General features: G+C 71.4%; 24 protein-coding genes. 13 read left to right on the forward strand and 11 right to left on the reverse strand.

Annotated elements, in window-relative coordinates; all coding sequences use genetic code 11:
- Positions 1-76: 76 nt before the first annotated feature.
- Complete coding sequence (gene rnd, locus HCU73_RS17355; protein ID WP_239025619.1) at positions 77-1,237, forward strand: ribonuclease D; 1,161 nt, start codon at positions 77-79, stop codon at positions 1,235-1,237.
- Between the two features lie 15 nt (positions 1,238-1,252).
- Here rnd and HCU73_RS17360 read toward each other — a convergent pair whose 3' ends face one another.
- On the reverse strand, positions 1,253-1,702 hold the full coding sequence (locus tag HCU73_RS17360) for a hypothetical protein (RefSeq protein ID WP_168624754.1): 450 nt from the start codon (positions 1,700-1,702) through the stop codon (positions 1,253-1,255).
- 135 nt (positions 1,703-1,837) lie between these two features.
- On the opposite strand from HCU73_RS17360, the gene HCU73_RS17365 reads away from it, so the two are divergent.
- A complete protein-coding gene (locus HCU73_RS17365; RefSeq protein WP_168624755.1) occupies positions 1,838-2,266 on the forward strand; it encodes a SufE family protein in 429 nt (142 codons plus the stop codon).
- 77 nt (positions 2,267-2,343) lie between these two features.
- Here the strand turns inward: HCU73_RS17365 and HCU73_RS17370 are convergent, their stop codons facing one another.
- The 3 genes from HCU73_RS17370 to HCU73_RS17380 are packed head-to-tail and all read right to left on the reverse strand — an operon-like array spanning position 2,344 to position 4,588.
- Complete coding sequence (locus HCU73_RS17370) at positions 2,344-2,973, reverse strand: DUF1638 domain-containing protein (protein WP_168624756.1); 630 nt, start codon at positions 2,971-2,973, stop codon at positions 2,344-2,346.
- An 8-nt stretch (positions 2,974-2,981) separates the two neighbouring features.
- Entirely contained in the window at positions 2,982-3,869 is an 888-nt protein-coding gene (locus tag HCU73_RS17375) for an EamA family transporter (RefSeq protein WP_168624757.1), read from the reverse strand.
- The gene (locus HCU73_RS17380; protein ID WP_168624758.1) at positions 3,869-4,588 is read right to left on the reverse strand and encodes a metallophosphoesterase; all 720 of its coding nucleotides are present in this window, start codon (positions 4,586-4,588) and stop codon (positions 3,869-3,871) included. The genes HCU73_RS17375 and HCU73_RS17380 overlap by 1 nt, the downstream gene beginning before the upstream one ends.
- A 282-nt stretch (positions 4,589-4,870) precedes the next feature.
- Between HCU73_RS17380 and HCU73_RS17385 the strand changes: the two genes are divergently transcribed.
- Positions 4,871-5,128: a YjhX family toxin gene (locus tag HCU73_RS17385; protein ID WP_168624759.1), complete on the forward strand. Its 258-nt coding sequence runs from the start codon at positions 4,871-4,873 to the stop codon at positions 5,126-5,128.
- 8 nt (positions 5,129-5,136) lie between these two features.
- Here the strand turns inward: HCU73_RS17385 and HCU73_RS17390 are convergent, their stop codons facing one another.
- Positions 5,137-5,565, reverse strand: coding sequence for a GNAT family N-acetyltransferase (locus HCU73_RS17390; protein ID WP_210730693.1), 429 nt, complete (start codon positions 5,563-5,565; stop codon positions 5,137-5,139).
- Between the two features lie 414 nt (positions 5,566-5,979).
- Between HCU73_RS17390 and HCU73_RS17395 the strand changes: the two genes are divergently transcribed.
- A complete protein-coding gene (locus HCU73_RS17395; protein ID WP_168624761.1) occupies positions 5,980-6,552 on the forward strand; it encodes a porin family protein in 573 nt (190 codons plus the stop codon).
- Between the two features lie 205 nt (positions 6,553-6,757).
- On the opposite strand, the gene HCU73_RS17400 is transcribed toward HCU73_RS17395, so the two are convergent.
- On the reverse strand, positions 6,758-7,462 hold the full coding sequence (locus HCU73_RS17400; protein ID WP_168624762.1) for a corrinoid protein: 705 nt from the start codon (positions 7,460-7,462) through the stop codon (positions 6,758-6,760).
- 151 nt (positions 7,463-7,613) lie between these two features.
- On the opposite strand from HCU73_RS17400, the gene HCU73_RS17405 reads away from it, so the two are divergent.
- The gene (locus HCU73_RS17405) at positions 7,614-8,696 is read left to right on the forward strand and encodes a PA0069 family radical SAM protein (RefSeq protein ID WP_420853595.1); all 1,083 of its coding nucleotides are present in this window, start codon (positions 7,614-7,616) and stop codon (positions 8,694-8,696) included.
- A gap of 106 nt (positions 8,697-8,802) precedes the next feature.
- Here HCU73_RS17405 and HCU73_RS17410 read toward each other — a convergent pair whose 3' ends face one another.
- Together HCU73_RS17410 and bmt are read right to left on the reverse strand one after the other, a co-directional pair.
- A complete protein-coding gene (locus HCU73_RS17410; RefSeq protein WP_168624763.1) occupies positions 8,803-9,054 on the reverse strand; it encodes an N-(5'-phosphoribosyl)anthranilate isomerase in 252 nt (83 codons plus the stop codon).
- 56 nt (positions 9,055-9,110) lie between these two features.
- A complete protein-coding gene (gene bmt / locus HCU73_RS17415) occupies positions 9,111-10,124 on the reverse strand; it encodes a betaine--homocysteine S-methyltransferase (RefSeq protein ID WP_168624764.1) in 1,014 nt (337 codons plus the stop codon).
- Between the two features lie 156 nt (positions 10,125-10,280).
- On the opposite strand from bmt, the gene HCU73_RS17420 reads away from it, so the two are divergent.
- Positions 10,281-11,033, forward strand: coding sequence for an NYN domain-containing protein (locus HCU73_RS17420; RefSeq protein ID WP_168624765.1), 753 nt, complete (start codon positions 10,281-10,283; stop codon positions 11,031-11,033).
- 60 nt (positions 11,034-11,093) lie between these two features.
- Here HCU73_RS17420 and HCU73_RS17425 read toward each other — a convergent pair whose 3' ends face one another.
- The gene (locus tag HCU73_RS17425) at positions 11,094-11,408 is read right to left on the reverse strand and encodes a DUF1476 domain-containing protein (RefSeq protein ID WP_168624766.1); all 315 of its coding nucleotides are present in this window, start codon (positions 11,406-11,408) and stop codon (positions 11,094-11,096) included.
- A gap of 178 nt (positions 11,409-11,586) precedes the next feature.
- Between HCU73_RS17425 and purC the strand changes: the two genes are divergently transcribed.
- Genes purC through HCU73_RS17455 form a run of 6 tightly spaced genes read left to right on the forward strand, consistent with a single transcriptional unit; the run spans position 11,587 to position 17,522 of the window.
- Positions 11,587-12,348 (forward strand): phosphoribosylaminoimidazolesuccinocarboxamide synthase, encoded by a 762-nt coding sequence (gene purC / locus HCU73_RS17430; RefSeq protein WP_168624767.1) that lies wholly within the window; start codon positions 11,587-11,589, stop codon positions 12,346-12,348.
- A 58-nt stretch (positions 12,349-12,406) separates the two neighbouring features.
- Entirely contained in the window at positions 12,407-12,637 is a 231-nt protein-coding gene (gene purS / locus HCU73_RS17435; RefSeq protein WP_168624768.1) for a phosphoribosylformylglycinamidine synthase subunit PurS, read from the forward strand.
- On the forward strand, positions 12,637-13,680 hold the full coding sequence (locus HCU73_RS17440) for a zinc-dependent alcohol dehydrogenase family protein (protein ID WP_168624769.1): 1,044 nt from the start codon (positions 12,637-12,639) through the stop codon (positions 13,678-13,680). The genes purS and HCU73_RS17440 overlap by 1 nt, the downstream gene beginning before the upstream one ends.
- Before the next feature lie 23 nt (positions 13,681-13,703).
- Positions 13,704-14,372, forward strand: a complete 669-nt coding sequence (gene purQ / locus HCU73_RS17445; protein ID WP_168624770.1) for a phosphoribosylformylglycinamidine synthase subunit PurQ — start codon at positions 13,704-13,706, stop codon at positions 14,370-14,372.
- Between the two features lie 46 nt (positions 14,373-14,418).
- A complete protein-coding gene (locus tag HCU73_RS17450) occupies positions 14,419-16,188 on the forward strand; it encodes a sensor histidine kinase (RefSeq protein ID WP_239025620.1) in 1,770 nt (589 codons plus the stop codon).
- A gap of 17 nt (positions 16,189-16,205) precedes the next feature.
- Positions 16,206-17,522, forward strand: a complete 1,317-nt coding sequence (locus HCU73_RS17455; protein WP_168624772.1) for a sigma-54-dependent transcriptional regulator — start codon at positions 16,206-16,208, stop codon at positions 17,520-17,522.
- Between the two features lie 43 nt (positions 17,523-17,565).
- Here HCU73_RS17455 and HCU73_RS17460 read toward each other — a convergent pair whose 3' ends face one another.
- Positions 17,566-18,165, reverse strand: a complete 600-nt coding sequence (locus tag HCU73_RS17460) for a hypothetical protein (protein WP_168624773.1) — start codon at positions 18,163-18,165, stop codon at positions 17,566-17,568.
- A 526-nt stretch (positions 18,166-18,691) separates the two neighbouring features.
- On the opposite strand from HCU73_RS17460, the gene HCU73_RS17465 reads away from it, so the two are divergent.
- The gene (locus HCU73_RS17465) at positions 18,692-21,271 is read left to right on the forward strand and encodes an Rne/Rng family ribonuclease (RefSeq protein WP_168624774.1); all 2,580 of its coding nucleotides are present in this window, start codon (positions 18,692-18,694) and stop codon (positions 21,269-21,271) included.
- Between the two features lie 68 nt (positions 21,272-21,339).
- Here the strand turns inward: HCU73_RS17465 and HCU73_RS17470 are convergent, their stop codons facing one another.
- Positions 21,340-22,104 carry a DsbA family protein gene (locus HCU73_RS17470; RefSeq protein ID WP_338052134.1) on the reverse strand — a complete coding sequence of 255 codons (765 nt, stop codon included), beginning with the start codon at positions 22,102-22,104 and terminating at the stop codon, positions 21,340-21,342.
- Positions 22,105-22,195: the final 91 nt, after the last annotated feature.

Raw genomic sequence — 22,195 nt, forward strand, 5'->3', positions numbered from 1 at the left:
CCCTTTTCATTCCTGCCCGGCTCGCCTATGCACCGCCAAACTTGGCGCGACGTGCCCCGCGAGAAGACCACCGACCTTGACCGAGATCCTGACCACCACCGACGCGCTGGCCGCCTTCTGCACCCGGGCCGCCGCCGCGCCCTATGTCACCGTCGACACCGAGTTCCTGCGCGAACGCACCTATTTCGCCCAGCTCTGTCTTGTGCAGCTGGCGCTGCCCGGCGAGGGCGACGCCGACGCCGTGCTGGTCGACCCGCTGGCCGACGGCATCTCGCTCGCGCCGCTCTACGAGCTCTTCCGCAACCCGAACGTCGTCAAGGTGTTCCACGCCGCGCGGCAGGACCTGGAGATCTTCCACGTCGAGGGCGGCGTGGTGCCCGCGCCGCTGTTCGACACCCAGGTCGCGGCGATGGTCTGCGGCTTTGGCGACCAGGTCGGCTACGAGACGCTGGTGCGCAAGATCGCGCGGGCGAACCTCGACAAGTCCTCGCGCTTCACCGACTGGTCGCGCCGCCCGCTGACCGAGGCGCAGAAGACCTATGCGCTGGCCGACGTGACCCACCTGCGCCGCATCTACGAGCACCTCGCCCGCGAGCTGGAGCGCAGCGGCCGCACCCACTGGCTGGAGGAGGAGCTGTCCTCGCTCACCGACGCCTCCAGCTACGTGGTCACGCCCGAGGACGCCTGGCAGCGGCTCAAGCTGCGCTCGGGCGCGGGCAAGATGCTGGCCATCGCCCGCGAACTCGCCGCCTTCCGCGAGACCTACGCCCAGCAGAAGAACATCCCCCGCAGCCGCGTCATCAAGGACGACGCGCTGCTGGAACTGGCCTCGACCAAGCCCAAGTCGCTGAACGACCTGTCGAAATCGCGGCTCCTGCTGCGCGAGGCGCGCAAGGGCGAGATCGCCGAGGGTCTGATCGCCGCGGTCCAGCGCGGGCTCGACACCCCGCCCGACCGGCAGCCGAAGATGCCCGAGGGGCGCGACCGGTCCGGCATGAACCCGGCGCTGGCCGATCTCCTGCGCGTGCTGCTCAAGGCCAAGGCCGAGGAGGCGGGCGTCGCGGCCAAGCTGATCGCGTCGTCCTCGGACCTCGACGACATCGCCTGCGGCGAGCATGACGGGATCTGGGCCACCGGCTGGCGCCGCGAGGTGTTCGGCGCCGACGCGCTGCGGCTGCTGCGCGGCGAGATCGCGCTGTCGGCCCAGGGCGACAAGGTCAGGATCGTCCCGGTCTGAGCCGGGCCGGGCGGCTCAGCGGCGGCTGACGCTGCGGCGGTTCTCGGCCCCGATCACGGTGATCGTGCGGATCCCCTGCAGGTCGAAGTTGCTGAGCTGGGTGCCCACCACGACCTCGCGCGACTGCGGCGTGCCCGCGGGCGTCGCGGTCAGCGGCGGAAAGACGCGGAACTCGTAGACGATGCCGCCCTCGGCGCGCTCGACCTCGACCAGCTCGGCCTCCCAGAACCCCTGCACCGGCGGCCGGCCCATGGCGCGCACGATGGCGCCCTGCGGGGTCGGCTCCACCGACAGGTCGACGATCTCGGTCACCAGCCCGCGCAGGTCGCGCGGGTCTTCGGGCACCGTCTGCTCCACCCGGATGCGCTGCTCCCGGTCGCCGCCGAACCAGTTGAACGGGTTCAGCCGGCTGCCGCAGGCCGCAAGGCTCGTGACGAGGGCCAGGGCAAGGATCACGCGCAGCATCGGGGGTCTCCGTCGGGGTCGTCCGGGGACTTGGGTAGCGCAAGGCGGGCGCGAAGGAAAGCCGCCACTGGACGGGGCGGGCGCGGGGACATAGGTCAGGGGCAGACCTGCCACAGCCACCCGGAGGACCCCGACATGGCCAGCCCCGCCTTCGAGGAGATCGCCGAGACCTTCGAGTTCCTCGACGACTGGGAGGAGCGCTATCGCCACGTCATCGATCTGGGCAAGGCGATGCCGGCCCTGGAGGACGCCGTGAAGGTGCCCGCGACCAAGGTGACGGGCTGCGCGAGCCAGGTCTGGATCCTGCCGCAGATCGAGGGCGAGGGGCGCGGCGCGGTGTTCCGGTTCCGCGGCGACAGCGACGCGATCATCGTGCGCGGGCTGATCGCGGTGCTTCATGCGCTCTACGACGGGCTGACGGTGGGCGACGTGCTGACGGTGGACGCGGGCCGGGAACTCGCGCGGCTGGGGCTGAACGATCACCTGTCCTCGCAGCGGTCGAACGGCCTGCGCGCGATGGTGGAGCGGATCCGGTCGCTGGCGGCGGAGACGGCGGCCGCCTGAGGGGGGCGAAAAACTGCAGTTTTTCGCACCGGAAAGCTGCAGCTTTCCGTGCCGGAAAACTCGAGTTTTCCGCCGCCTCAGAGGTGCTTGAGCGCGACCTCCAGATCGCCGTAGCCGGTAAACCGCCGCTCGAAGTCGAGCTTGAGGAACGCCGCGCAAGCCCTTGCCTTTTCGGTCAGATCCGGGTCGTCCGTCTGGGCCTGGTAGACCAGCTTGGTGTAGTTCCCGAAATACATGTCCCGCAGCTGCGGGTGCCGGTCCAGCCCCAGCGGCCGCGTCACGAAGGCGTCGAACTGGCGCACCAGGAAATCGGTCAGGTAGAAGGCCGTCATCTCGTCCCGCCCCGCGAACACCGCGTTGCCCTCGAAGAAGCTGTAGCAGTGCGGCCCCTCCAGCATCCCCACGCCCAGCCGTGCGCAGGTCGCCTGCAACAGCCCCCCGGTGCCGCAATCGGCGTAAAGGACGAACACCTCCGCGTAGTCGCCGCGCCGCGCCGTCACCGCGGCCTCGACGGCGGCGGGGATCTTCTCGGGATGGTTGTGCAGGATCGCGGGCAGGCAGTGCAGGTCCAGGTGGTCCCAGCCGTTCGCGGCGGTCAGGTCCAGCACCTCGCGCGCCAGCGCCCCGCAGCCGATCAGCAGCACCCGGCCCCGGCCCTCGGGGGCGAGGCCGGTCTCGGTCAGGGTCTGGTCGTCGAGGCGGGTCATGGGGCCGATCATGGGGCAGGGGGCGGCCGCCGCGCAGCCCTGCGCGCGACATGGCGCGGCCCCAGAACGGCAAGGGCCAACCCCGCCAGCACCGTCAGCCCCGCCAACGCCTCGGCCGCCGTGACCCGCTCGCCCAGCACCACCGCGGCCGTGGCCAGCCCCACCACCGGGATCAGAAGCGCGAAGGGCGTCACCTGCGCCGCCGGGTGCCGCGACAGGAGCGTGCCCCAGATCGAGTAGCCCAGCACCGTCGAGATCAGCGCCACGTAGACCACCGCCCCCCATCCCGCCGGGCTGAGCGCGGCCACCGTCGCCAGCGGCGCCGCCCCCTCCAGCCACAGGGACAGGCCCAGCATCGGCAGCGGCGGCACCAGGCTCGCCCACAGGAACAGCGCCAGCATGTCCACGCCTTGCAGCCGCCGGAACACCAGGTTCCCGCAAGCCCAGCACAGCGCCCCGCAGAGAAGAAGCCCCAGCCCCAGCGCCGTGATGTTGCCCCCCGAGGCCAGCCCGAATCCCGCCAACCCGCAGACGGCCAGCCCGATCCCCAGCCCCTGCAGCCGCGTGATCCGCTCGCCGTAGACCGCCCAGGCCAGCAGGATCGTCAGCGGCGCCTGGCTCTGCAGGATCAGCGAGGCGAGGCCGGCGGTGACATCGGCCCGCATCGCGCTGAACAGGAACCCGAACTGGCCCGCGTTGATCAGCGCGCCGATGGCGAGGATCGCGGGCCAGCCGGCCGGGCGGGGGAAAAGGGCGATCAGCGGGACCAGGATGGCGAAGCGCAGCGCGACGAACAGCAGCGGCGGCAGCTCGTCGAGCGCGATCTTCATCGCGCTGAAGTTCGACCCCCAGGCGAGGATCACGAGGGCCACGAGGGCAAGGTCGCGGGGCGGCATCACGGCAGCACCCGCACCGGCACGCGGCCCGTGGGCGTCAGCAGCGCCACGGCGCGCCCCTCGATCGCCACCGCCGACAGCGGCCCGCCAAAGGCCGCGCCGGTGTCGATGGCCAGCCGGTTGGGGTGCAGCTCCACCTCGGGCACCGGGGTGTGGCCGTGCACGATCAGCGCGCCGTGATCGCGCCGGTCGGACAGGAAGGGCGCCCGGATCCACAACAGGTCCTCGGCGGCCTGCGCGTCGAGCGGCAGCCCGGGCCGGATGCCGGCATGGACGAAGGCGCAGCCGCCCGCCCGGTGCATCAGCGGCAGCCGCGACAGGAAGGCCCGGTGCGCGGCCGGCACCGCGGCGCGCAGGGCCGCACGCAGCCGCGGCGCGGGCAGGCCGGGGTCGACCCCGTAGGACCGCAGCGTCGCCGCCCCGCCGATGCCTGCGCCCAAATAGCGGTCGAGCGGCAGCTCCGGGTCGCCGGCGAGCACCGCCTCGAACAGCGCATCGTGGTTGCCCTTGAGCACCACCACGCGGGCATCCTCGGCCGCCCGTCCGGCGAGCCAGCCCACCACGCCCGCGCTGTCCGGCCCCCTGTCGACGAGGTCGCCCACATGGACCAGCGGCGCCGCCCCGGTGCCCATGCGCGCCCGGTCCGCCGCGACGCGGTCATGGGCCGCGCGCAAAAGGTCGAGGTGGCCGTGGATGTCGCCGATGGCATAGAGCGTCATGGCGCGGAGGAAACCGGGGCGCCGGCGACGCCGCAAGGGGAAAGCGCCCGCGTGGCCGAAAAGCTGCAGGGCCCCGCCGCCGCGCCGGCGGGGGCTGGATCGCGCGGCCCCGGCCAGGGTAAGGGGCCCCATCGCCGCCGGCCCCCGGCGGCCCGGAGCGTTGATGTCAGAGCTTGTGACGATCGGCCCGGGCAGCGCCTGACGAAGCTGTCCACGACCCCGGCCGGGGCCCCCGCGCAATGCGGGCCTCCGGTCATGGCCGAATGTTACCGGACAGATCCCATGAACATCTCGAAACCCGAACAGCGCGTGCTGCACGTGCTGGCGCAGGGTGGCGTCATCCGGGCCGACCGCGGCCCGGGCGGCAAGGTCACGGGGGTGCTTTGCGTCACCCGCGACGGCCTCGTGCTGGAGGATTGCACGCTGCCCCTGTTCCAGCGCCTGCGCGCGCGGCGCCTGATCCACTCCGCCGGCGGGCGTCCCTACCGCATCTCGCGGGCGGGGCGGTTGGCGGTGCGGGCCCAGCCCGACAACCGCTGAGCCGGCCCTCAGGGCGCCAGGTCGAGGGTGAACATCGCAAGGTTCTCCCCGGTCTGGCGCCAGCCGAGGCTTTTCCAGAACCCCGTCGCCTCGGGCGTGGGGTCGGCCACGACCCAGATCGCGGTGCAGCCGAGCCTGCGCGCGTGGTCGGCGCAGGCCAGCACCAGCCGCGTGCCCACCCCCTGCCGCCGCCACGGGGCCGCGACGCCCAGCTCGTTGATCCACCATTGCGCCGGCTTGTCGGGGTGGTGGTAGACCACGCCCGAGCACATGCCCACCATCAGGTCGCGCTCCACCGCCACCGCGATGTGCAGGTGCGGCGCGGCAAGGAAGCCGTCCACCAGCATCGGGTCGGGCGGCGCGTCGAACACGTCCGCGTGGACGTTGGCGAAGAGGCCAGCGTCGATGCGGCGGGCAAGGAAGACGGACACGGCCATGTCCGCCCTTATGCCCGAAGCGCGCGTCGCGGCAAGCGGTGGCTGCAGCCGCCGTGGCGGCGCCGCCGCCCGGGGGGAGGCGGCCGTGGTCCGCGCACCCCCCCCCCCGGGAGGAGCATCGGCCGCAGTCCGGGGCGGGATCGCCACCCGGGTGCCCCGGTCCGGCCCCTGCATCGGCTGCCACGACCCGCATGGTCACGCCCCTCGGGTCCGCCTCGCTCCCGCGGCACCGCCAGCCGGTCGCGGCCAACCCGCTGGCGGCGCAAACCGAGGCCGGCCGGCGCGGCCGGGGCCGCCCCGGCGACCGCTGTGGCCGCCCTTCAACAATTGACGACGAAAAATTCCGAGGCCGCTTGCGTGAAACCGGGAACGGGCGCAGCGTTCCCGGCCATGTAGCCACCAGAGGGTGCAATCATGGCCTCGAAGCTTCTTCCCGCCCTTTTCCTCACCGTGTGCCTTCCGGTTGCGGCGGCGGCGCAGGACGCCAGGTCCTGGGCCGGGCCCTATGTCGGCCTGCAGTACGCCATCGGCAACGGCGCGCAATCCTACGGCGCCGGGAGCGACTACGACCTCGAGGGAACGGGTGTCGGCCTGTACGGCGGTTATCTCTGGGCCCACGGGGCCTGGGCCTTCGGGGCCGAACTGGCCTATGCGCGGACCGACTATGTCGAGGTCGATCCTGCGACCGGCGAAAGTTTTTCCGATTACGTGTTCACCTACACGGTCGATCTGAAGGCGCGCGTCGGCTACGCGGTGGGTCCGGCGCTGATCTATGGCGTCCTCGGCTACGGCCATTCCGAATACGAGGACGGCGCGCCCGAAGACCTCTTCCACATCAACGCGCCGATCTACGGTCTGGGCGTGGACTACATGGTCTCGGACCGGTTCGTCGTCGGCCTCGAGGTTCTGCGCCGCGACCTGGACGCCGATTCCAGGTTCACCGCCGACCTCACCACGGTCACCCTGCGGGCGGCGCTCCGGTTCTGATCGCCGCCGGGCGCGGAGGGCGGCGCCTGTCTTGACGGTCGCCCTCAGTGGCGTCTGGCGCCGGCACGACGGCCCGGCCTGTCCCGATCCAGACCCCTGATGCCGGTGCGTGTCGGGCCCAGGGTCCCCCGCGGCGCGGCAATACCCGCGGGGTCAGCTGGCCCGGCGCCGGGGCGCCGGGCCATGCCGGGGGCGGTCCCGCGCCTCAGGCGCGGGCAGCCATCTGGTTGTGCTTGCGCATCACGAAGTCCTTGGCCGTCTCGACCGCCACGGCCGCGTCGCGGCAATAGGCGTCGGCGCCGATGGCGCGGCCGAATTCCTCGTTCAGCGGCGCGCCGCCGACCAGCACGATGTAGTCGTCGCGGATGCCCTTTTCCTTCAGCGTGTCGATCACGACCTTCATGTAGGGCATGGTCGTGGTCAGCAGCGCCGACATGCCGAGGATGTCCGGCTGTTCGGTCTCGAGCGCGGCGAGGTACTTCTCGACCGCGTTGTTGATCCCGAGGTCGACCACCTCGAAGCCCGCGCCCTCCATCATCATGGCGACGAGGTTCTTGCCGATGTCGTGGATGTCGCCCTTGACGGTGCCGATCACCATCTTGCCGATCCGCGGCGCGCCGGTTTCCACCAGCAGCGGCTTCAGGATCGCCATGCCGCCCTTCATGGCGTTGGCGGCCATCAGCACCTCGGGCACGAACAGGATGCCGTCGCGGAAGTCGTTGCCGACGATCGTCATGCCGCCGACCAGCGCCTTGGTCAGGATGTCGTAGGGCGTCCAGCCGCGCTCCAGCAGGATGTTCACCGCCTCCTCGATCTCTTCCTTGAGACCGTCGTAGAGGTCGTCGAACATCTGCTGGACAAGCTCGTCATCGTCGAGCTCGGAAAGGATGATCTCGTCGTCGTCCGACATGGGCGCGTCTCCTGTCACTTGGGCCCCGCGCAGAGCGCGTCAGGGCGGTGGTAGATGAATTGCAGAAACCGGGATGGCCGATTGCGACATGGGCCACGCGCGGCGCGACCTGCCCTTGCCGATGTTCCTGTTCCGTTCTAGTCATGGGACCATGATGCAGCCCAGCGACCCCCTTGCCGACCGCGCCCGGGGCCGGGCCGCGCGGACCAACGCCGCCGGCCGGTTCGAGCGGTTCGCCCGCACGGCCGAGGCGGACGGCTGGGACGCCGACGCCGACCTGCCGCCGCTGCGCACCGAGGTGAGCGAGGAACGCCCGCGGACGGCGATCACGCGCAACACCTCGCCCGACCTGTCCTTCGACCGCTCGATCAACCCCTACCGGGGCTGCGAGCACGGCTGCATCTACTGCTTCGCCCGGCCGAGCCACGCCTTCCTCGGCCTGTCGCCCGGCCTCGACTTCGAGACCCGGCTGGTGGCCCGCCCCGACGCGCCCGCGGTGCTGGAGGCCGAGCTGCGCGCCCGCGGCTACGTGCCCGCCCCCATCGCCATCGGGACGAACACCGACCCCTACCAGCCGATCGAGCGGGATCGCCGCATCATGCGGCGGGTGCTGGAGGTGCTGCACGCCTTCCGCCACCCGGTCGCGGTGGTGACCAAGGGCAGCCTGGTCGAGCGCGACGCCGACATCCTGGGCGAGATGGGGCAGGCGGGGCTGGCGCGGGTGGGGATCTCGGTGACCACGCTCGACGCCGACCTGTCGCGGAAGATGGAGCCGCGCTGCCCCTCGCCCGCGCGGCGGTTGCAGACCATCGAACGGCTGACCCGCGCCGGCGTGCCGGTGCGCGTCATGGCCTCGCCGCTGGTGCCGGGGCTGACCGACCACGAGCTCGAGGCGATCCTGCAGGCCGCCCGCGACGCCGGTGCGGTCGCGGCCTCGACCATTCCGCTGCGCCTGCCGCGCGAGGTGTCGGGGCTGTGGCAGGACTGGCTCGCCGCGCAGTACCCCGAGCGGGTGGGGCGCGTCATGGGCAAGATCCGCGACATGCACGGCGGGCGGGACTACGACCCCGCGTGGGGCCGGCGCATGACCGGGCAGGGGCTCTGGGCCGACCTGATCGCGCAGCGTTTCGCCCGCGCGACGCGGGCGCTGGGCCTGGCCGAGCGGATGCCGCCCCTGCGCTGCGACCTGTTCCGGGCGCCGGCGCGGGCGGGCGACCAGCTGAGCCTGTTCTGAACGGCGCGCCGGGAGAGTTTTGCAAAACTCTCCCCACGCCCTTGCAAGGGCGTGGGCCAGAGCCTTGCAAGGCTCTGGGCAGGCTTTTGCAAAAGCCTGCCGCGCGTCACTCCAGCGGGCGGATCGGGGCGGCGTTGCAGAACACCACCACCTGCCCGCCGTTGAGGAACGCGCGATAGCCGCGGCGGCGCAGTTCGGCCCTGAAGCGCGGCCAGCCCACGATGCGCTCCACGTCGCGGGTCTTGCGGCGGACGACGCCGCCCTCCCGCGCCGCCCTGGACGAGAACAGGTGCAGGAGCCAGGCCTCGGCGTCGAGGCTCGGCGGGTAGGGGGGTGCGATCGAGAACAGGTCGTCCATGCCGCCATGGGTGGCACAGCTCCGGTTAAGGACGCGTTACCGAGCGGCAGGGGCGGTCAGGCCCCGCGCCGGCGGCCGCGCCGCTCGCGGGTGGGGGTGTCGTCGCCGGTCCCGTCCGAGCCGGAGGAGAAGCCGCCAAGCTCCTCGGCGATCTGCTCCAGCGTCGGCGCGGGGCCGCGCGCCGTGGTTTCCAGCGCGGTCTTCATCGCGCGCAGGTGCTCGGCGGTGGTGCCGCAGCAGCCGCCGATGATCGTCGCGCCCGCGTCGCGCGCCAGCACCGCGTAGCGCGCCATCAGCTCGGGCGTGCCGTCGTAGTGGATGTGGCCCTCGTGGTATTTCGGGATGCCGGCGTTGCCCTTGGCGATCACCGGCCGTTCCGCCCCCGCCGCGCGGAAGCCCAGCACCGTGCGCAACAGGTCCGAGGCCCCCACGCCGCAGTTCGCCCCGAAGGCCGTGGGCGCATTGGGCAGCCGCTCGACCATCTCGACCATGCCCGCCGAGGTCAGGCCCATCATCGTGCGCCCCGCCGTGTCGAAGCTCATCGTGCCGCACCAGTCCATGCCCGCCAGCCGGCAGGCCTCGGCCGCGGCGGCGTATTCCTCGGGCGCGCTGATCGTCTCGACCCACAGCACGTCGGCGCCGCCCGCCTTCAGCCCCTCGGCCTGTTCGTGGAACATCTCGACCGCGACCTCGTGGGTCAGCGGGCCCATCGGCGCCATGATCTCGCCGGTCGGCCCCATCGAGCCCGCCACCAGCACCTTGTGCCCCGCCGTGTCGGCCACCTCGCGCCCGATCTCGGCCGCGCGCCGGTTCAGCTCGAACACCCGATCTTGCGCGTTGTGCAGCTTCAGCCGCGAGCGCGTGCCGCCGAAGGAGTTGGTCAGGAACAGGTCCGACCCCGCCTCGACCGCGCCGCGGTAGAGCGCGGCGATGCGATCGGGGTGCTCCTCGTTCCACAGCTCGGGCGCGTCGCCCGACTGCAGGCCCATGTTGAACAGCGTCGTGCCGGTGGCGCCGTCGGCCATCAGCCAGTCGCGGGTCTTGAGCATCTCGGCGAGGGGCGAGGTCATGGGGGTCCGATCTCCGTCTGGGCGCGCGAGCCTGATGTGGACGCTGCGCGGATCATGAGCAAGGCGCAAAATGCGCATGAAGATGATGAAGGCGTTTCATGTCAGCGCCGGGGCCGCCGCCACAAAACCGGCGGGTTTTCGGGGCAAGCCGTCGGGATGAAACAGGAAACCCTGCAAGCTATGGCCGACATCGGCGTCGTGGGCGCGCCCGGCCGCGGCCCATCCGCCCTTTTCGTCGACGGCGAGAACCTCCACCCCTGGGCGGCCGCGGCCCTGCGCGCCATCGCCGGGGGCCTGCCCGATCTGCGGGCCTGCCGGGTCTACGGCAGCGTCCCTCGGATCGACGGCTGGCTGTCGGTGCCCGGCTTCGAGCCGGTCCATGCCGGGGTCTCAGGCAGCTCGGGCGAGGCCAAGAACGCCGCCGACATCCGCATCGCGGTCGACGCGATGGAATTCGCCCTGCGGGACGGGGGCGGCACGGTGGTGCTGTGCAGCTCCGACCGGGATTTCACGCCGCTCGCCTGGGCGCTGCGCCGCCACGGCTGCCGGGTGATCGGGGTGGGGGAGGCCAAGACGTCCCCGGTGTTCCGGGAGGCCTGCAGCCGCTTCGACCTGCTTTCGCCGCCGCCGGGCGCGAACAGCGGCAGGGCCTCCTGCACCCGGAAAGGCATCGACCGAAAGATCTTCGACGCCGTTGAACGCCTCGGCGGGCGGGGCGACGGCTGCCCTGTGGCTGCGCTGAACCCCGAGCTGCGGAAGACCGACCAGTTCAACATCTCCAGCCTACCCGACCCGGCGGATCGCCAGTGGCGCAGGTATCTCGCGAACCGACCGGGCACCTATCGGCTCGACCCGAGGGGGCCGGACGCGCGGGTCTGGATCATCGAGGCCGTCGGGCCGAAAGACTGAGGGCCGCGATCCGGTCAGGATGCGGCCCCCGAACGGCGGGATGGCGGTGTGCGCCCCCCTTCAGGCTTCGTCGAGCAGCTGCCCCTTGGCCACCGCCAGCAGCGCGTCGTACTTCTTGCGCACCTCGGCCTCGGCCACGCGCCCGCCGAGATCGGCCAGCACCTTGCGCATCACGTCCTCGTGGCCGGCCTCCTCGAAATCGGCCTTGACCACGGCGCGGGCATACTCGGCCGCCTCCTCGCCCGACTTGCCGAGGATGTCGGCCACCCACAGCCCCATCAGCTTGTTGCGCCGCGCCTCGGCGCGGAACTGCATCTCCTGGTCGTGGGCGAACTTGTTCTCGAACGCGTTCTCGCGGTCGTCGAAGGTGGTCATGCGGGGCTCTCCGTCTTCGTGTGTGGCCTGTCGGGCCGAGTTTACGGCCCCACGCCGACCACCTGCAAGCGCCGATCCCCGCGCTCGCTTGCGACACAGCGCGCTTTGCCCTATAGCGCAGCCAGACCAAGGGCGCGTTGCGACGACGGCGCCCCAACGACTCATCCGGGAAGACAGCATGGCACGCCGCAAGAAGGTCTACGAGGGCAAGGCCAAGATCCTCTATGAAGGCCCCGAGCCCGGCACGCTGGTGCAGTATTTCAAGGACGACGCCACCGCGTTCAACGCGGAAAAGCGCGCCACCATCGAGGGCAAGGGCGTCCTAAACAACCGCCTGTCCGAGTTCTTCATGTCGGGGCTGAACGCCATCGGCGTGCCGACCCATTTCATCCGCCGCCTCAACATGCGCGAGCAGCTGATCCGCGCGGTCGAGATCATCCCGCTGGAGGTGGTGGTCCGCAACGTCGCCGCCGGCTCCATCTCCAAGCGCCTCGGCATCGAGGAGGGCACCGCCCTGCCGCGCCCCATCGTCGAGTTCTACTTCAAGAACGACGAGCTGGGCGACCCGCTGGTGTCCGAGGAGCACATCATCGCCTTCGGCTGGGCCACCCAGCAGGACCTCGACGACATGGTCAGCCTCGCGCTGCGCGTGAACGACTTCCTGTCGGGCCTGATGCTGGGCGTCGGCATCAAGCTGGTGGACTTCAAGATCGAGATCGGCCGGATCTGGGACGGCGACTACATGCGCCTGATCGTGGCCGACGAGATCAGCCCCGACTCGTGCCGGCTGTGGGACATCGAGACCGGCAAGAAGCTGGACAAGGACGTGTTCCGCCGCGACCTCGGCAACCTGGCCGACGCCTACACCGAGGTGGCGCGCCGGCTGGGCGTGATGCCGGGGCCGGGCACCGGCGTGACCAAGCCCACGCTGATCAACTGACGGCGCGGGCGCGACCGCCGGGATTGCGTATTTGAGGAAAGATGAAGGGGGCGGGCGCATGAAGGCCACCGTGACCGTGATGCTGAAGCAGGGCGTGCTGGACCCGCAGGGCGAGGCGGTGAAATCGGCGCTGAGGACGCTGGGCTTTGCCGGCGTCGAGGGCGTGCGGCAGGGCAAGGTGATCGAGCTCGACCTGGCCGCCGGCACCACCGAGGCCGAGGTGACGGCCATGTGCGAGAAGCTGCTCGCCAACACCGTGATCGAAAGCTACCGGGTGGAGATCGGCTGATGCGGGCCGCCCGGCTGACCGGCTGGCGCGCGCCCCTCGAGATCGCCGATCTGCCCGATCCCGCCTGCCCGCCCGACGGGGTGGTGGTGCAGGTGCTGGCCTGCGGCATCTGCCGGTCGGACTGGCACGCCTGGACCGGCGCCGACCCCGACGTGCAGCTGCCCCATGTCCCCGGCCACGAGTTCTGCGGCGTGGTGCTGGAGGCCGGCCCCGAGGTCACGCGCTGGCGCAGGGGCGACCGGGTGATCGCGCCCTTCATCCTGGCCTGCGGGCGCTGCCCCGACTGCCAGCAGGGCAACCAGACCATTTGCGCCACGCAGGTCGTGCCGGGCTTCACCGTCGACGGCGCCTTTGCCGAGGCCATCGCGGTGCCGCGGGCCGACGTGAACCTGGCGCGGCTGCCGGACGGCATGGACCCGGCGCTGGCCGCCGCGCTCGGCTGCCGGGTGACGACGGCCTGGCACGCGCTGACGGGGCGGGCGGCGCTGAAGCCCGGTGAATGGCTGGGCATCTGGGGCGCGGGCGGCGTGGGCCTTGCGGCGCTGATGCTGGGGCGCGCGATGGGGGCGCGGGTCGCCGTGGCCGACGTGGTGCCGGAGAAGCTCGCGCTGGCGCAGGCGCTGGGGGCCGAGGTCGCCATCGACGCCCGCGGCGAGGACCCGGCGCAGGCGATGAAGGCCGCCACCGGCGGCGGCGCCCATGTCGCGGTCGAGGCGCTGGGGTTTCCCGTCACCGCCGAGGCGGCGCTCAGGTCGCTGCGCAAGCTCGGGCGCATGGTGCAGGTGGGGATGCCCGCGGGCGATCACGCCCGCGTCGCGCTGCCCTGGGACGTTGTCTATTCCGGCCAGCTCGCCATATACGGCACGCGCGGGATGCCCGCGCACCGCTACCCCGCGCTTCTCGACTTCCTGACCGCCACCCGCCTGGACCTGACGCCGATGATCGCCCGCCGCGTGGCCCTGTCCGATGCCTCGGCGGAACTTGCCCTGTTCGACGGCCCCGCGCCCCCCGGCGTCGCCGTCATCTCCGACTTCACCCGCTAGACCCCGCGAAAGGACCACACCCCATGCGCGCCGCCGTCCTCGTCTTCCCCGGCTCCAACTGCGACCGCGACCTTGCCGTGGCCTTCCGCGCCGCGGGCTTCGACACGGCGATGGTCTGGCACAAGGACGCGGCCCTGCCCGAGGGCACCGACATCGTCGGCGTGCCGGGCGGGTTTTCCTACGGCGACTACCTGCGCTGCGGCGCCATCGCGGCGCAGTCGCCGATCATGCGGGCGGTGGCGGCCCATGCCGAGCGGGGCGGCTACGTGCTGGGCATCTGCAACGGGTTCCAGGTGCTGTGCGAGACGCGGCTTCTGCCGGGGGCGCTGATGCGCAACGCGGGCCTCAAGTTCGTCTGCAAGATGCAGGCCCTGCGGGTCGAGACCGCCGACAGCGCCTTCACCGCCGGCTACCGGGCCGGGCAGGAGATCGCGGTGCCGGTCGCGCACCATGACGGCAACTACGTCGCCGACCCCGAGACGCTGGCCGCGCTCCGGGCCGAGGACCGGGTCGCCTTCCGCTATGTCGGCAGTCCCAACGGCGCGATGGACGACATCGCCGGCATCCTCAGCCCCAACCGCCGCGTGCTGGGGATGATGCCGCACCCCGAACGGGTGGTGGACGCCGCCCAGGGCGGCACTGACGGGATGCCGATGTTCCGCAGCCTCGCCGACGCGCTGGTCTCGGCCTGAGGCGCCGCCCTTGAGCGGCGGTCCCCGGGCACCTAGCATGTCGCCCATGAGCCTCGCCGAGACCCAGAGCCAGCCCGACAGCCGCCAGCGCCGCCGCGCCTGGGTGCTGCGCGGCCTGCTGGTCCTGTTCCTCGCCGCCGCGGTGGCGGCGATCTGGGTGTCGAACGCCTACCTGACCCAGCGCTTCACCGAGACCACGCGCAACCGCGCCGAGATCCGGCTGGCGATCTACTCGGGCACCGTGCAGTCGGAATTGCAGCGCCATTCGGTGGTGCCGCTGCTGCTGTCGCGCGACCCGGTGCTGATCCGGTCGCTGGAGCAGATGAGCTTTACCGACACCTCGCAGCGGCTGATCTCCTACGTCGACGAGATCGGGGCGGCGTCGCTGGTGCTGCTGGACCGCGAGGGGCGGATCGTGGCCGCGACCGACCGGTCCCGGCTGGGGCAGCTGCGCAACAGCGACCCCTTCTTCGTGCAGGCCGCGCGCTCGCCCGACACGGTGTTCACCTCGAATGAACCCGACACCGGGCGCTACGACTTCACCTTTTCCCGCGCCATGCGCGGGCAGGACAACCGGCTCCTCGGCGTGATCCTGGTCGAGGTGGACCTTGCCCGCATCGTCGACCGCTGGCGCGGCGCCTCCGAGGCGGTGTTCCTGGTCAACAGCCAGGGCGAGATCATCCTGTCGACCGAGCCGCGCTGGCGCGGCCGCACCGAGGCCGAGGCGCTGGCCCTGCAACCGCCGCAAAGCGCGATCCAGCGCGCGCTCGAGGCCACCGGCGAGTTCGCCTTCGGTGACCGCCGCCCCGATTTCTTCGGCTCCGACACGATCCGGCTGGAAAGCCGCATCCCGTTCCGCGGCTGGCGCATCGTCAGCTACACCGCCTACACCTCGGTGCGGGAGCGGGTGAACGCGGTCCTCGCGCTCGAGATCATGGGATTCGCGCTCCTGCTGGCGGGCGGCTTCTACGTCGTCAGCCGCCGCGCCCGGAGCCAGTCGGTCCGGCTCCTGCGGGAATCGGCGGAGTTGCGCCGCCTGAACGCGCGGCTGCAGCGGGAAATCGCCGAGCGCCAGAGGGTCGAACGGACGCTGGAGGAGGCCGAACAGAGCCTCGCCCAGAGCCAGAAACTCGCCGCGCTCGGCGAGATGTCGGCGGCCGTGTCCCACGAGCTGAACCAGCCGCTCGCCGCGATGAAGACCTACCTCGCCGGGGCGCGGCTGCTCCTCCAGCGCAAGCGGGTGGAGGAGGCGGCCTCCAGCTTCCAGCGGATCGACGACCTGATCGACCGGATGGGCGCGATCACGCGGCAGCTGAAATCCTATGCGCGCAAGGGCGGCGACGCCTTCGAGCCGGTCGACCTGCGCGACGCGCTGAAGGGCGCGATGACGATGATGGAGCCGCAGCTGCGCACCACCCGCGTCGAGATCACCCAGAGCCTGCCGCGCCGCCCGGTCATGGTGATGGCCGACCGGCTGCGGCTGGAGCAGGTGATCATCAACCTCCTGCGCAACGCGCTCGACGCGATGAAGGACGTGCCCAAGCGCGAGCTCGACCTGCTGATCGCCGAGGGCGAGGAGGCGGTGCTGACCGTGCGCGACAGCGGCAAGGGGATTGACGATCTCGACGCCTTGTTCGAGCCCTTCTACACGACCAAGAAGGCCGGCGAGGGGGTGGGGCTGGGCCTCGCCATCTCGTCGGGCATCGTGACCGACCTCGGCGGGCGGCTGACCGCCCGCAACGGCGAGGGCGGCGGCGCGGTGTTCGAGGTCCGGCTGCCGCTGATCGGCGGCGAGGGCGCGCAGGCGGCGCAATAAGGAAAGGACGACCCGCGATGAAGATTGCGATCGTGGACGACGAGCAGGATATGCGGCAGTCGATCAGCCAGTGGCTGGCGCTGTCGGGCTTCGAGACGGAAACCTACGCCTCCGCCGAGGAGGCGCTAAAGGCCATCGGCCCCGACTGGCCGGGCGTGGTGGTGACCGACGTGAAGATGCCGGGCATGGACGGCATGGCCTTCCTCAAGCGCCTGATGGGCGTGGACAGCGGCCTGCCCGTGATCCTCATCACCGGCCACGGCGACGTGCCGATGGCGGTGGAGGCCATGCGGATCGGTGCCTACGACTTCCTGGAAAAGCCCTTCAACCCCGACCGCATGACCGACCTCGCCAAGCGCGCGGCGCAGCAGCGGCGGCTCACGCTCGACAACCGGGCGCTCCGGCGCGAGCTGTCGGACGGCACCGTGCTGATGCGCAAGCTGATCGGCACGAGCGGCGTGATGGAGCGGCTGCGCGAGGATATCCTCGACCTCGGGCAGGCCGACGGGCATGTGCTGATCACCGGCGAGACCGGCACGGGCAAGACGCTGGTCGCCCACGCGCTCCATGCCGTGGGGCCGCGCGCGGGGAAAAGCTTCGTCACCCTGTCCTGCGCTGCCCATGACGAGGCGACGCTGGCCGCCAAGCTCTTCGGGCCGGTGGGCGAGGATCAGGACAAGCCGCTGGTGGAACAGGCGCGCGGCGGCACGCTGGTGCTGGAGGATATCGAAAGCCTGCCGCAGCCGCTGCAGGCGCGCCTGCTGACCGTCATCAACGAGCAGGGCACGCCGGCCGAGACGCGCATCGTCGCCATCTGCAACGCGCCCGAGCCCGAGCAGTGCGAAAGCGCGCTCCGCCCCGACCTGTTCTACCGGCTCGCCGCCATGCGCATCGACCTGCCCCCCTTGCGCCAGCGCGGCGAGGACATCCTGACGCTGTTCACCCGCTTCGGCGAGCAGTTCGCCGAGGAATACGGCACCGAGGCGCCGCAGGTCACCGCGCAGGAGGCCGCGCAGCTGTTGCAGGCCCCCTGGCCCGGCAACGTGCGCCAGCTCATCAACATCGCCGAGCGCGCGATCCTGCAGCAGCGCCGCGGCTCGGGGTCCATCGCCTCGCTCCTGATGGCCGACAACGCCGAGATCGCGCCGCAGGCCATCGGCGAGGGCAAGCCGCTCAAGGAATACGTCGAGGCCTTCGAGCGCATGCTGATCGACAACACCATGCGCCGCCACCGCGGCTCCATCGCCTCGGTGATGGAGGAGTTGTGCCTGCCGCGCCGGACGCTGAACGAGAAGATGGCGAAATACGGCCTCAGCCGGTCCGACTACCTGTGAGGTTAGGGCGCGGCGCCGCGGCGGCGCCGCCCCTCCGACCCGTCTACCGGCGGTCGACGTCGGTCAGGCGCGACCAGCGCCCATCGACCAATCCCTGCATCCATTGGCCGGGCGATACCAGATGGGTGTCGCCGACGCCCATCCAGAATTCGGCGTAGGGCGAGGGGTAGGGGCCCGTCCAGGCCCGGACGTATCGCCGATAGGGCGGGGTCTCGAAGGAGAAGACCCAAGGCTCGCGGGACCGGTCCACGCGGTAGTGCCAGTAGCCCTCCGCGGGCGCGCCGTCGCTTGCACCGAGGACGTGCGCGGCGTCTTCCTCGCTTTCGGTCAGGCCCGCGCCGAAGCTCGCCTCGACACGCCGCACGCCAAGAAGGTGGCGCGGTATCTCGACCTCTTCGCGGTCTCCCGGCCAGAGGGTCACCCGCTGAGAGACCCCCGATCCGCCGACAATGTCGGCAAACCAGACCCGGACCGTCATGTCGTCGGCGCCGGAGTTGAGGAGGATGAGCTTGCGCCCGGACCATCGCATCCGCAGCGACCCGCAGGCCGGGCCGGAACAGGGGGGCACGCCCTTTTCCGTCCCGCCCACCAAGCTGACCTCGATGGGTCCTTCGGGTGTGTAAATCGGCTGTCTCATCGACATTTTCCAACCTCCTCAAACACTTCATGAACCCGTGAGCCTGCAATCCCGGCGCCGGCCACGTCAACCCTCGGGTTCAGGAAGGGCCGGTGGACCTCGTCCACGCCCTTTGGAGGCCCCGGCCTCCCCGTCACGAATTGGCATTGCCATTTCCGCGCGCCGCCCCTTAATGTGTCCTGACCGGCCCTTGCGCCGGTCCAACCAGTTTCTCTGCATCCCTCATCCGCGCCGTGAAACCTGCGCGACAGGGACCGCAGGTCACTCGGGCCGCGGGCGCGACCGTCCTCCGGCCCATCCCGAACCGCCCCCGCAACGGGGCATGAGTGGCCGCCTCGGGGCACCCGGAGCGGTCGGAGACAGACGCGATGCACCGCACGGGCACAGACATGGCGAGACGGAGGGGGCTTGATGCACCCGCCGCGGCCAGCGCCCCCGGGCTCGCCCTTCAGACATATCGCGACATGGCCCCCGCCGTCCGGTGCGACGCACCGCCGGGGCGCGCGCGCGGCCCGTCGCGGGCAAGGATACAATGGCAAAGAAGATGCTCATCGATGCCACCCACCCGGAAGAGACCCGGGTCGTGGTGGTCGACGGAACCAAGGTCGAGGAGTTCGATTTCGAGTCGCTGAACAAGCGGCAACTCGCAGGCAACATCTACCTGGCAAAGGTCACGCGGGTCGAACCCTCGCTGCAGGCCGCCTTCGTCGATTACGGCGGGAACCGGCACGGCTTCCTCGCCTTCTCGGAAATCCACCCCGACTACTACCAAATCCCCGTCGCCGACCGCGAGGCGCTCTTGCGCGAGGAGCGGGAATACGCCGAGGCCATGGCCGAGGAGGCCGAGGAGGAGGCGAAGCCCAAGCGCGCCCGCCGCACCCGCCGCCGCAAGACCTCCGACACCCGCGCCGAGGCCGCCGCCTCCGACGCCGTGACCACCGGCGAGGCCGGCGTGCCCTCCGGGATGGAGGTGCTGGACTTCAGCGAGGACGACGACCCCGAGGCCGCCGACGGCGCCGAGGACACCGCCGCCGATGAGGCCCCGGCCGCCGGGACGGACGAGGCCGCCGGCGACGACCACGACCACGCCGACGACCACCACCACGACCACGATCACCCCGAGGACGAGGCCGAGGCGCCCACCGCCGCCGAGACCGTGTCCGACGACGACACCGCCGAGGACATCCGCCCGACTCGCAAGCCGCGGCCGCGGAAGTACAAGATCCAGGAGGTCGTCAAGGTCCGCCAGATCATGCTGGTGCAGGTCGTCAAGGAGGAGCGCGGCAACAAGGGCGCGGCGCTGACCACCTACCTGTCGCTCGCCGGCCGCTACTGCGTGCTGATGCCCAACACCGCGCGCGGCGGCGGCATCTCCCGCAAGATCACCAACGCCGCCGACCGCAAGAAGCTCAAGGAAATCGCGCAGGGCATCGACGTGCCGCAGGGCGCGGGCCTGATCATCCGCACTGCCGGCAGCCAGCGCAACAAGACCGAGATCAAGCGCGACTACGAATACCTGCAGCGCCAGTGGGAACAGATCCGCGAGCTGACGCTCAAGTCGATCGCGCCCGCGCCGATCTACCAGGAAGGCGACCTGATCCACCGCTCGATCCGCGACCTCTACACCCGCGAGATCGACGAGGTGATCGTGGAGGGCGACGCCGGCTACCGGCACGCCAAGGACTTCATGAAGATGATCATGCCGTCCCACGCCAAGAACGTGAAGCACTACACCGACCCCACGCCGCTGTTCGCGCGCCACAAGGTCGAGGGCTACCTCGCCGACATGTTCAACCCCACGGTGCAGCTGAAATCCGGCGGCTACATCGTGATCGGCGTGACCGAGGCGCTGGTCGCCATCGACGTGAACTCCGGCCGCGCCACCAAGGAAGGCTCGATCGAGGAGACCGCGCTCAAGACCAACCTCGAGGCCGCCGAGGAGATCGCCCGCCAGCTGCGCCTGCGCGACCTCGCGGGCCTGATCGTCATCGACTTCATCGACATGGACGAGCGCCGCAACAACGCCGCCGTCGAGAAGAAGCTGAAGGACAAGCTCAAGACCGACCGCGCCCGCATCCAGGTGGGCCGGATCTCGGCCTTCGGTCTGCTGGAGATGAGCCGCCAGCGCCTGCGCCCCGGGATGCTCGAGGCCACGACCCAGCCCTGCAAGCATTGCCACGGCACCGGCCTGATCCGGTCGGACGACAGCCTCGCACTGTCGATCCTGCGCCAGCTCGAGGAGGAGGGGCCCAAGGGCCGCGCCAAGGAGGTGAAGGTCACCGCGCCCGTCGGCATCGTGAACTTCCTCATGAACGAGAAGCGCGACTACATGACCGCCATCGAGGCGCGCTACGGCATGGCCATCCGCATCGAGGCGGACCCGTCGATGGTGCCGCCCGACTACAAGATGGAGCGCTTCAAGACCGCGACGCGCCGGATCGTGGCCGTCGCGCCCGTCATCGCCATGGACGCCTCGCTGATGGATGACCTCGTCGAGGAGGAGGAGGACATCGTCGAGGCCGAGGAGGAGGAGGTCGAAGAGACCGCCGCCGCCGCGCCCGCCGCGCCTGCCGCCCCCGAGGGCGCCGCCGGCGACGAGCAGCCCCGCAAGAAGCGCCGCCGCCGCCGCGGGGGCCGTGGGCGCCGCAAGAAGAACGGCGAGATGATGGAGGGGTCCGAGAACGGCGACACCGGCGCGGATGACGACGACGGCGACGAGGGCGACGACGACACCGCGGAGGGCGGGGCCGCGACCGGCGCCGACGCCACGGTCGACGCCGACGCGGCCCCTGAGGCCCCCGCCGAGGAGGCCGCACCCGCGGCCGAGGAGGCGGCCGAACCCGCCCCCGCCGCCAAGCCCAAGCGCACCCGCGCCCCGCGCAGCCGCAAGAAGCCGGTCGAGGAAGCCCCCGCCGAGCCCGCGCCTGAGCCTGCCGCCGCCGAAGCGGAAGCCGAGGCGCCCGCCCCGGAGCCGGAGCCCGCGCCCGCGCCTCAGCCCGAACCGGAGACCGCCGCCGCGCCCGCGCCGCAGCCCGAGCCCGAGCTGGCCCCGGCCGCCGCCGAGGACGGCCCGCCCAAGCCCAAGCGCCGCGGCTGGTGGTCGCTCGGCTGACCGCCATCCCCCACAACGAAAAAGGGCGCCCCTCGGGGCGCCCTTCCTGTTTCCGGGACAGGCCGGCGTCAGTTCACGCTGCGCACCATGTCCACGATCTCGATCATCGCATCGAGCGGCACGTAGCCCCGCACCATCTGGTCGCCGAACACGAAGCTCGGCGTCCCCGAGATCGCCAGCCGCTGGGCCAGCGCGTGGTTGTACTCGATCGTCGCCTCGATCAGCGGGTCGCCCATCGCCGCCATGATCGCCGCGCTGTCGAGCCCGTTCTCCTCGGCCAGCGCCATCAGCGCGGGCTCGGTCACGTCGCCGCGCATCTCCATCAGCGCGTCGTGGATCACGGCATAGCCCTCGTCCCCCAGCGCGATGCGGGTCGCGATGGCGAAGCGCGAGGCCAGCACCGACTGCTCGCCCAGGATCGGGAACTCCTTCACGACCAGCCGGATGTTGCCGTCGAGCTCCAGCAGGTCCACCACCTCGGGGTGCGCCCGCCGGCAGTAGCCGCAGCGGTAGTCCATGAACTCGACGATGGTGATGTCGCCCTCGGGGTTGCCCAGCACCACGTCGTAGGCCGAGGCGAACAGCGCGTCGGCATTGGCCGCCACCGCCATCGCGTCGCGCTCCACCTCGGCGGCGGCCTGCCGGTTCTCCAGCACGGCGATGGCCTCCATCAGCACCTCGGGGTTGTCGAGCAGGTAGGCCCGCACCTCGGCGCGGAAGGCGGCGCGCTCGGCCTCGCTCATGTTGTCGAGGTCGATGGCGCCGGCGGGGGCGGCGAGGCTCAGGGCCAGGCCCAGGGCCAGGGCAGGGGCGGCGAACAGCGGTCTCAGCACGGGTGGGTTCCCTCGTTGTCGGGCGTTTCCCCCTCCTAGCACATCGCGCAGCCCCTGCCAGCCGCGATGCGGCCGCGCCCCCCTCACAGGC

The organism is Roseicyclus persicicus, from assembly GCF_012395815.1.
Classification (GTDB): domain Bacteria; phylum Pseudomonadota; class Alphaproteobacteria; order Rhodobacterales; family Rhodobacteraceae; genus Roseicyclus; species Roseicyclus persicicus.

What these genes read in the sequence shown, in the direction of transcription:
- HCU73_RS17395 (WP_168624761.1), top strand. Translation starts at nt 5,980, where the DNA reads ATGGCCTCGAAGCTTCTTCCCGCCCTTTTCCTCACCGTGTGCCTTCCG.
- HCU73_RS17365 (WP_168624755.1), top strand. Translation starts at nt 1,838, where the DNA reads ATGGCCAGCCCCGCCTTCGAGGAGATCGCCGAGACCTTCGAGTTCCTC.
- HCU73_RS17375 (WP_168624757.1), bottom strand. Translation starts at nt 3,869, where the DNA reads ATGCCGCCCCGCGACCTTGCCCTCGTGGCCCTCGTGATCCTCGCCTGG.
- HCU73_RS17370 (WP_168624756.1), bottom strand. Translation starts at nt 2,973, where the DNA reads ATGACCCGCCTCGACGACCAGACCCTGACCGAGACCGGCCTCGCCCCC.
- HCU73_RS17450 (WP_239025620.1), top strand. Translation starts at nt 14,419, where the DNA reads ATGAGCCTCGCCGAGACCCAGAGCCAGCCCGACAGCCGCCAGCGCCGC.
- HCU73_RS17390 (WP_210730693.1), bottom strand. Translation starts at nt 5,565, where the DNA reads ATGGCCGTGTCCGTCTTCCTTGCCCGCCGCATCGACGCTGGCCTCTTC.
- purS (WP_168624768.1), top strand. Translation starts at nt 12,407, where the DNA reads ATGAAGGCCACCGTGACCGTGATGCTGAAGCAGGGCGTGCTGGACCCG.
- HCU73_RS17410 (WP_168624763.1), bottom strand. Translation starts at nt 9,054, where the DNA reads ATGGACGACCTGTTCTCGATCGCACCCCCCTACCCGCCGAGCCTCGAC.
- HCU73_RS17405 (WP_420853595.1), top strand. Translation starts at nt 7,614, where the DNA reads ATGATGCAGCCCAGCGACCCCCTTGCCGACCGCGCCCGGGGCCGGGCC.
- HCU73_RS17465 (WP_168624774.1), top strand. Translation starts at nt 18,692, where the DNA reads ATGGCAAAGAAGATGCTCATCGATGCCACCCACCCGGAAGAGACCCGG.
- HCU73_RS17420 (WP_168624765.1), top strand. Translation starts at nt 10,281, where the DNA reads ATGAAACAGGAAACCCTGCAAGCTATGGCCGACATCGGCGTCGTGGGC.
- HCU73_RS17400 (WP_168624762.1), bottom strand. Translation starts at nt 7,462, where the DNA reads ATGTCGGACGACGACGAGATCATCCTTTCCGAGCTCGACGATGACGAG.
- HCU73_RS17460 (WP_168624773.1), bottom strand. Translation starts at nt 18,165, where the DNA reads ATGTCGATGAGACAGCCGATTTACACACCCGAAGGACCCATCGAGGTC.
- bmt (WP_168624764.1), bottom strand. Translation starts at nt 10,124, where the DNA reads ATGACCTCGCCCCTCGCCGAGATGCTCAAGACCCGCGACTGGCTGATG.
- purC (WP_168624767.1), top strand. Translation starts at nt 11,587, where the DNA reads ATGGCACGCCGCAAGAAGGTCTACGAGGGCAAGGCCAAGATCCTCTAT.
- HCU73_RS17425 (WP_168624766.1), bottom strand. Translation starts at nt 11,408, where the DNA reads ATGACCACCTTCGACGACCGCGAGAACGCGTTCGAGAACAAGTTCGCC.
- HCU73_RS17440 (WP_168624769.1), top strand. Translation starts at nt 12,637, where the DNA reads ATGCGGGCCGCCCGGCTGACCGGCTGGCGCGCGCCCCTCGAGATCGCC.
- HCU73_RS17455 (WP_168624772.1), top strand. Translation starts at nt 16,206, where the DNA reads ATGAAGATTGCGATCGTGGACGACGAGCAGGATATGCGGCAGTCGATC.
- purQ (WP_168624770.1), top strand. Translation starts at nt 13,704, where the DNA reads ATGCGCGCCGCCGTCCTCGTCTTCCCCGGCTCCAACTGCGACCGCGAC.
- HCU73_RS17360 (WP_168624754.1), bottom strand. Translation starts at nt 1,702, where the DNA reads ATGCTGCGCGTGATCCTTGCCCTGGCCCTCGTCACGAGCCTTGCGGCC.
- HCU73_RS17380 (WP_168624758.1), bottom strand. Translation starts at nt 4,588, where the DNA reads ATGACGCTCTATGCCATCGGCGACATCCACGGCCACCTCGACCTTTTG.
- HCU73_RS17385 (WP_168624759.1), top strand. Translation starts at nt 4,871, where the DNA reads ATGAACATCTCGAAACCCGAACAGCGCGTGCTGCACGTGCTGGCGCAG.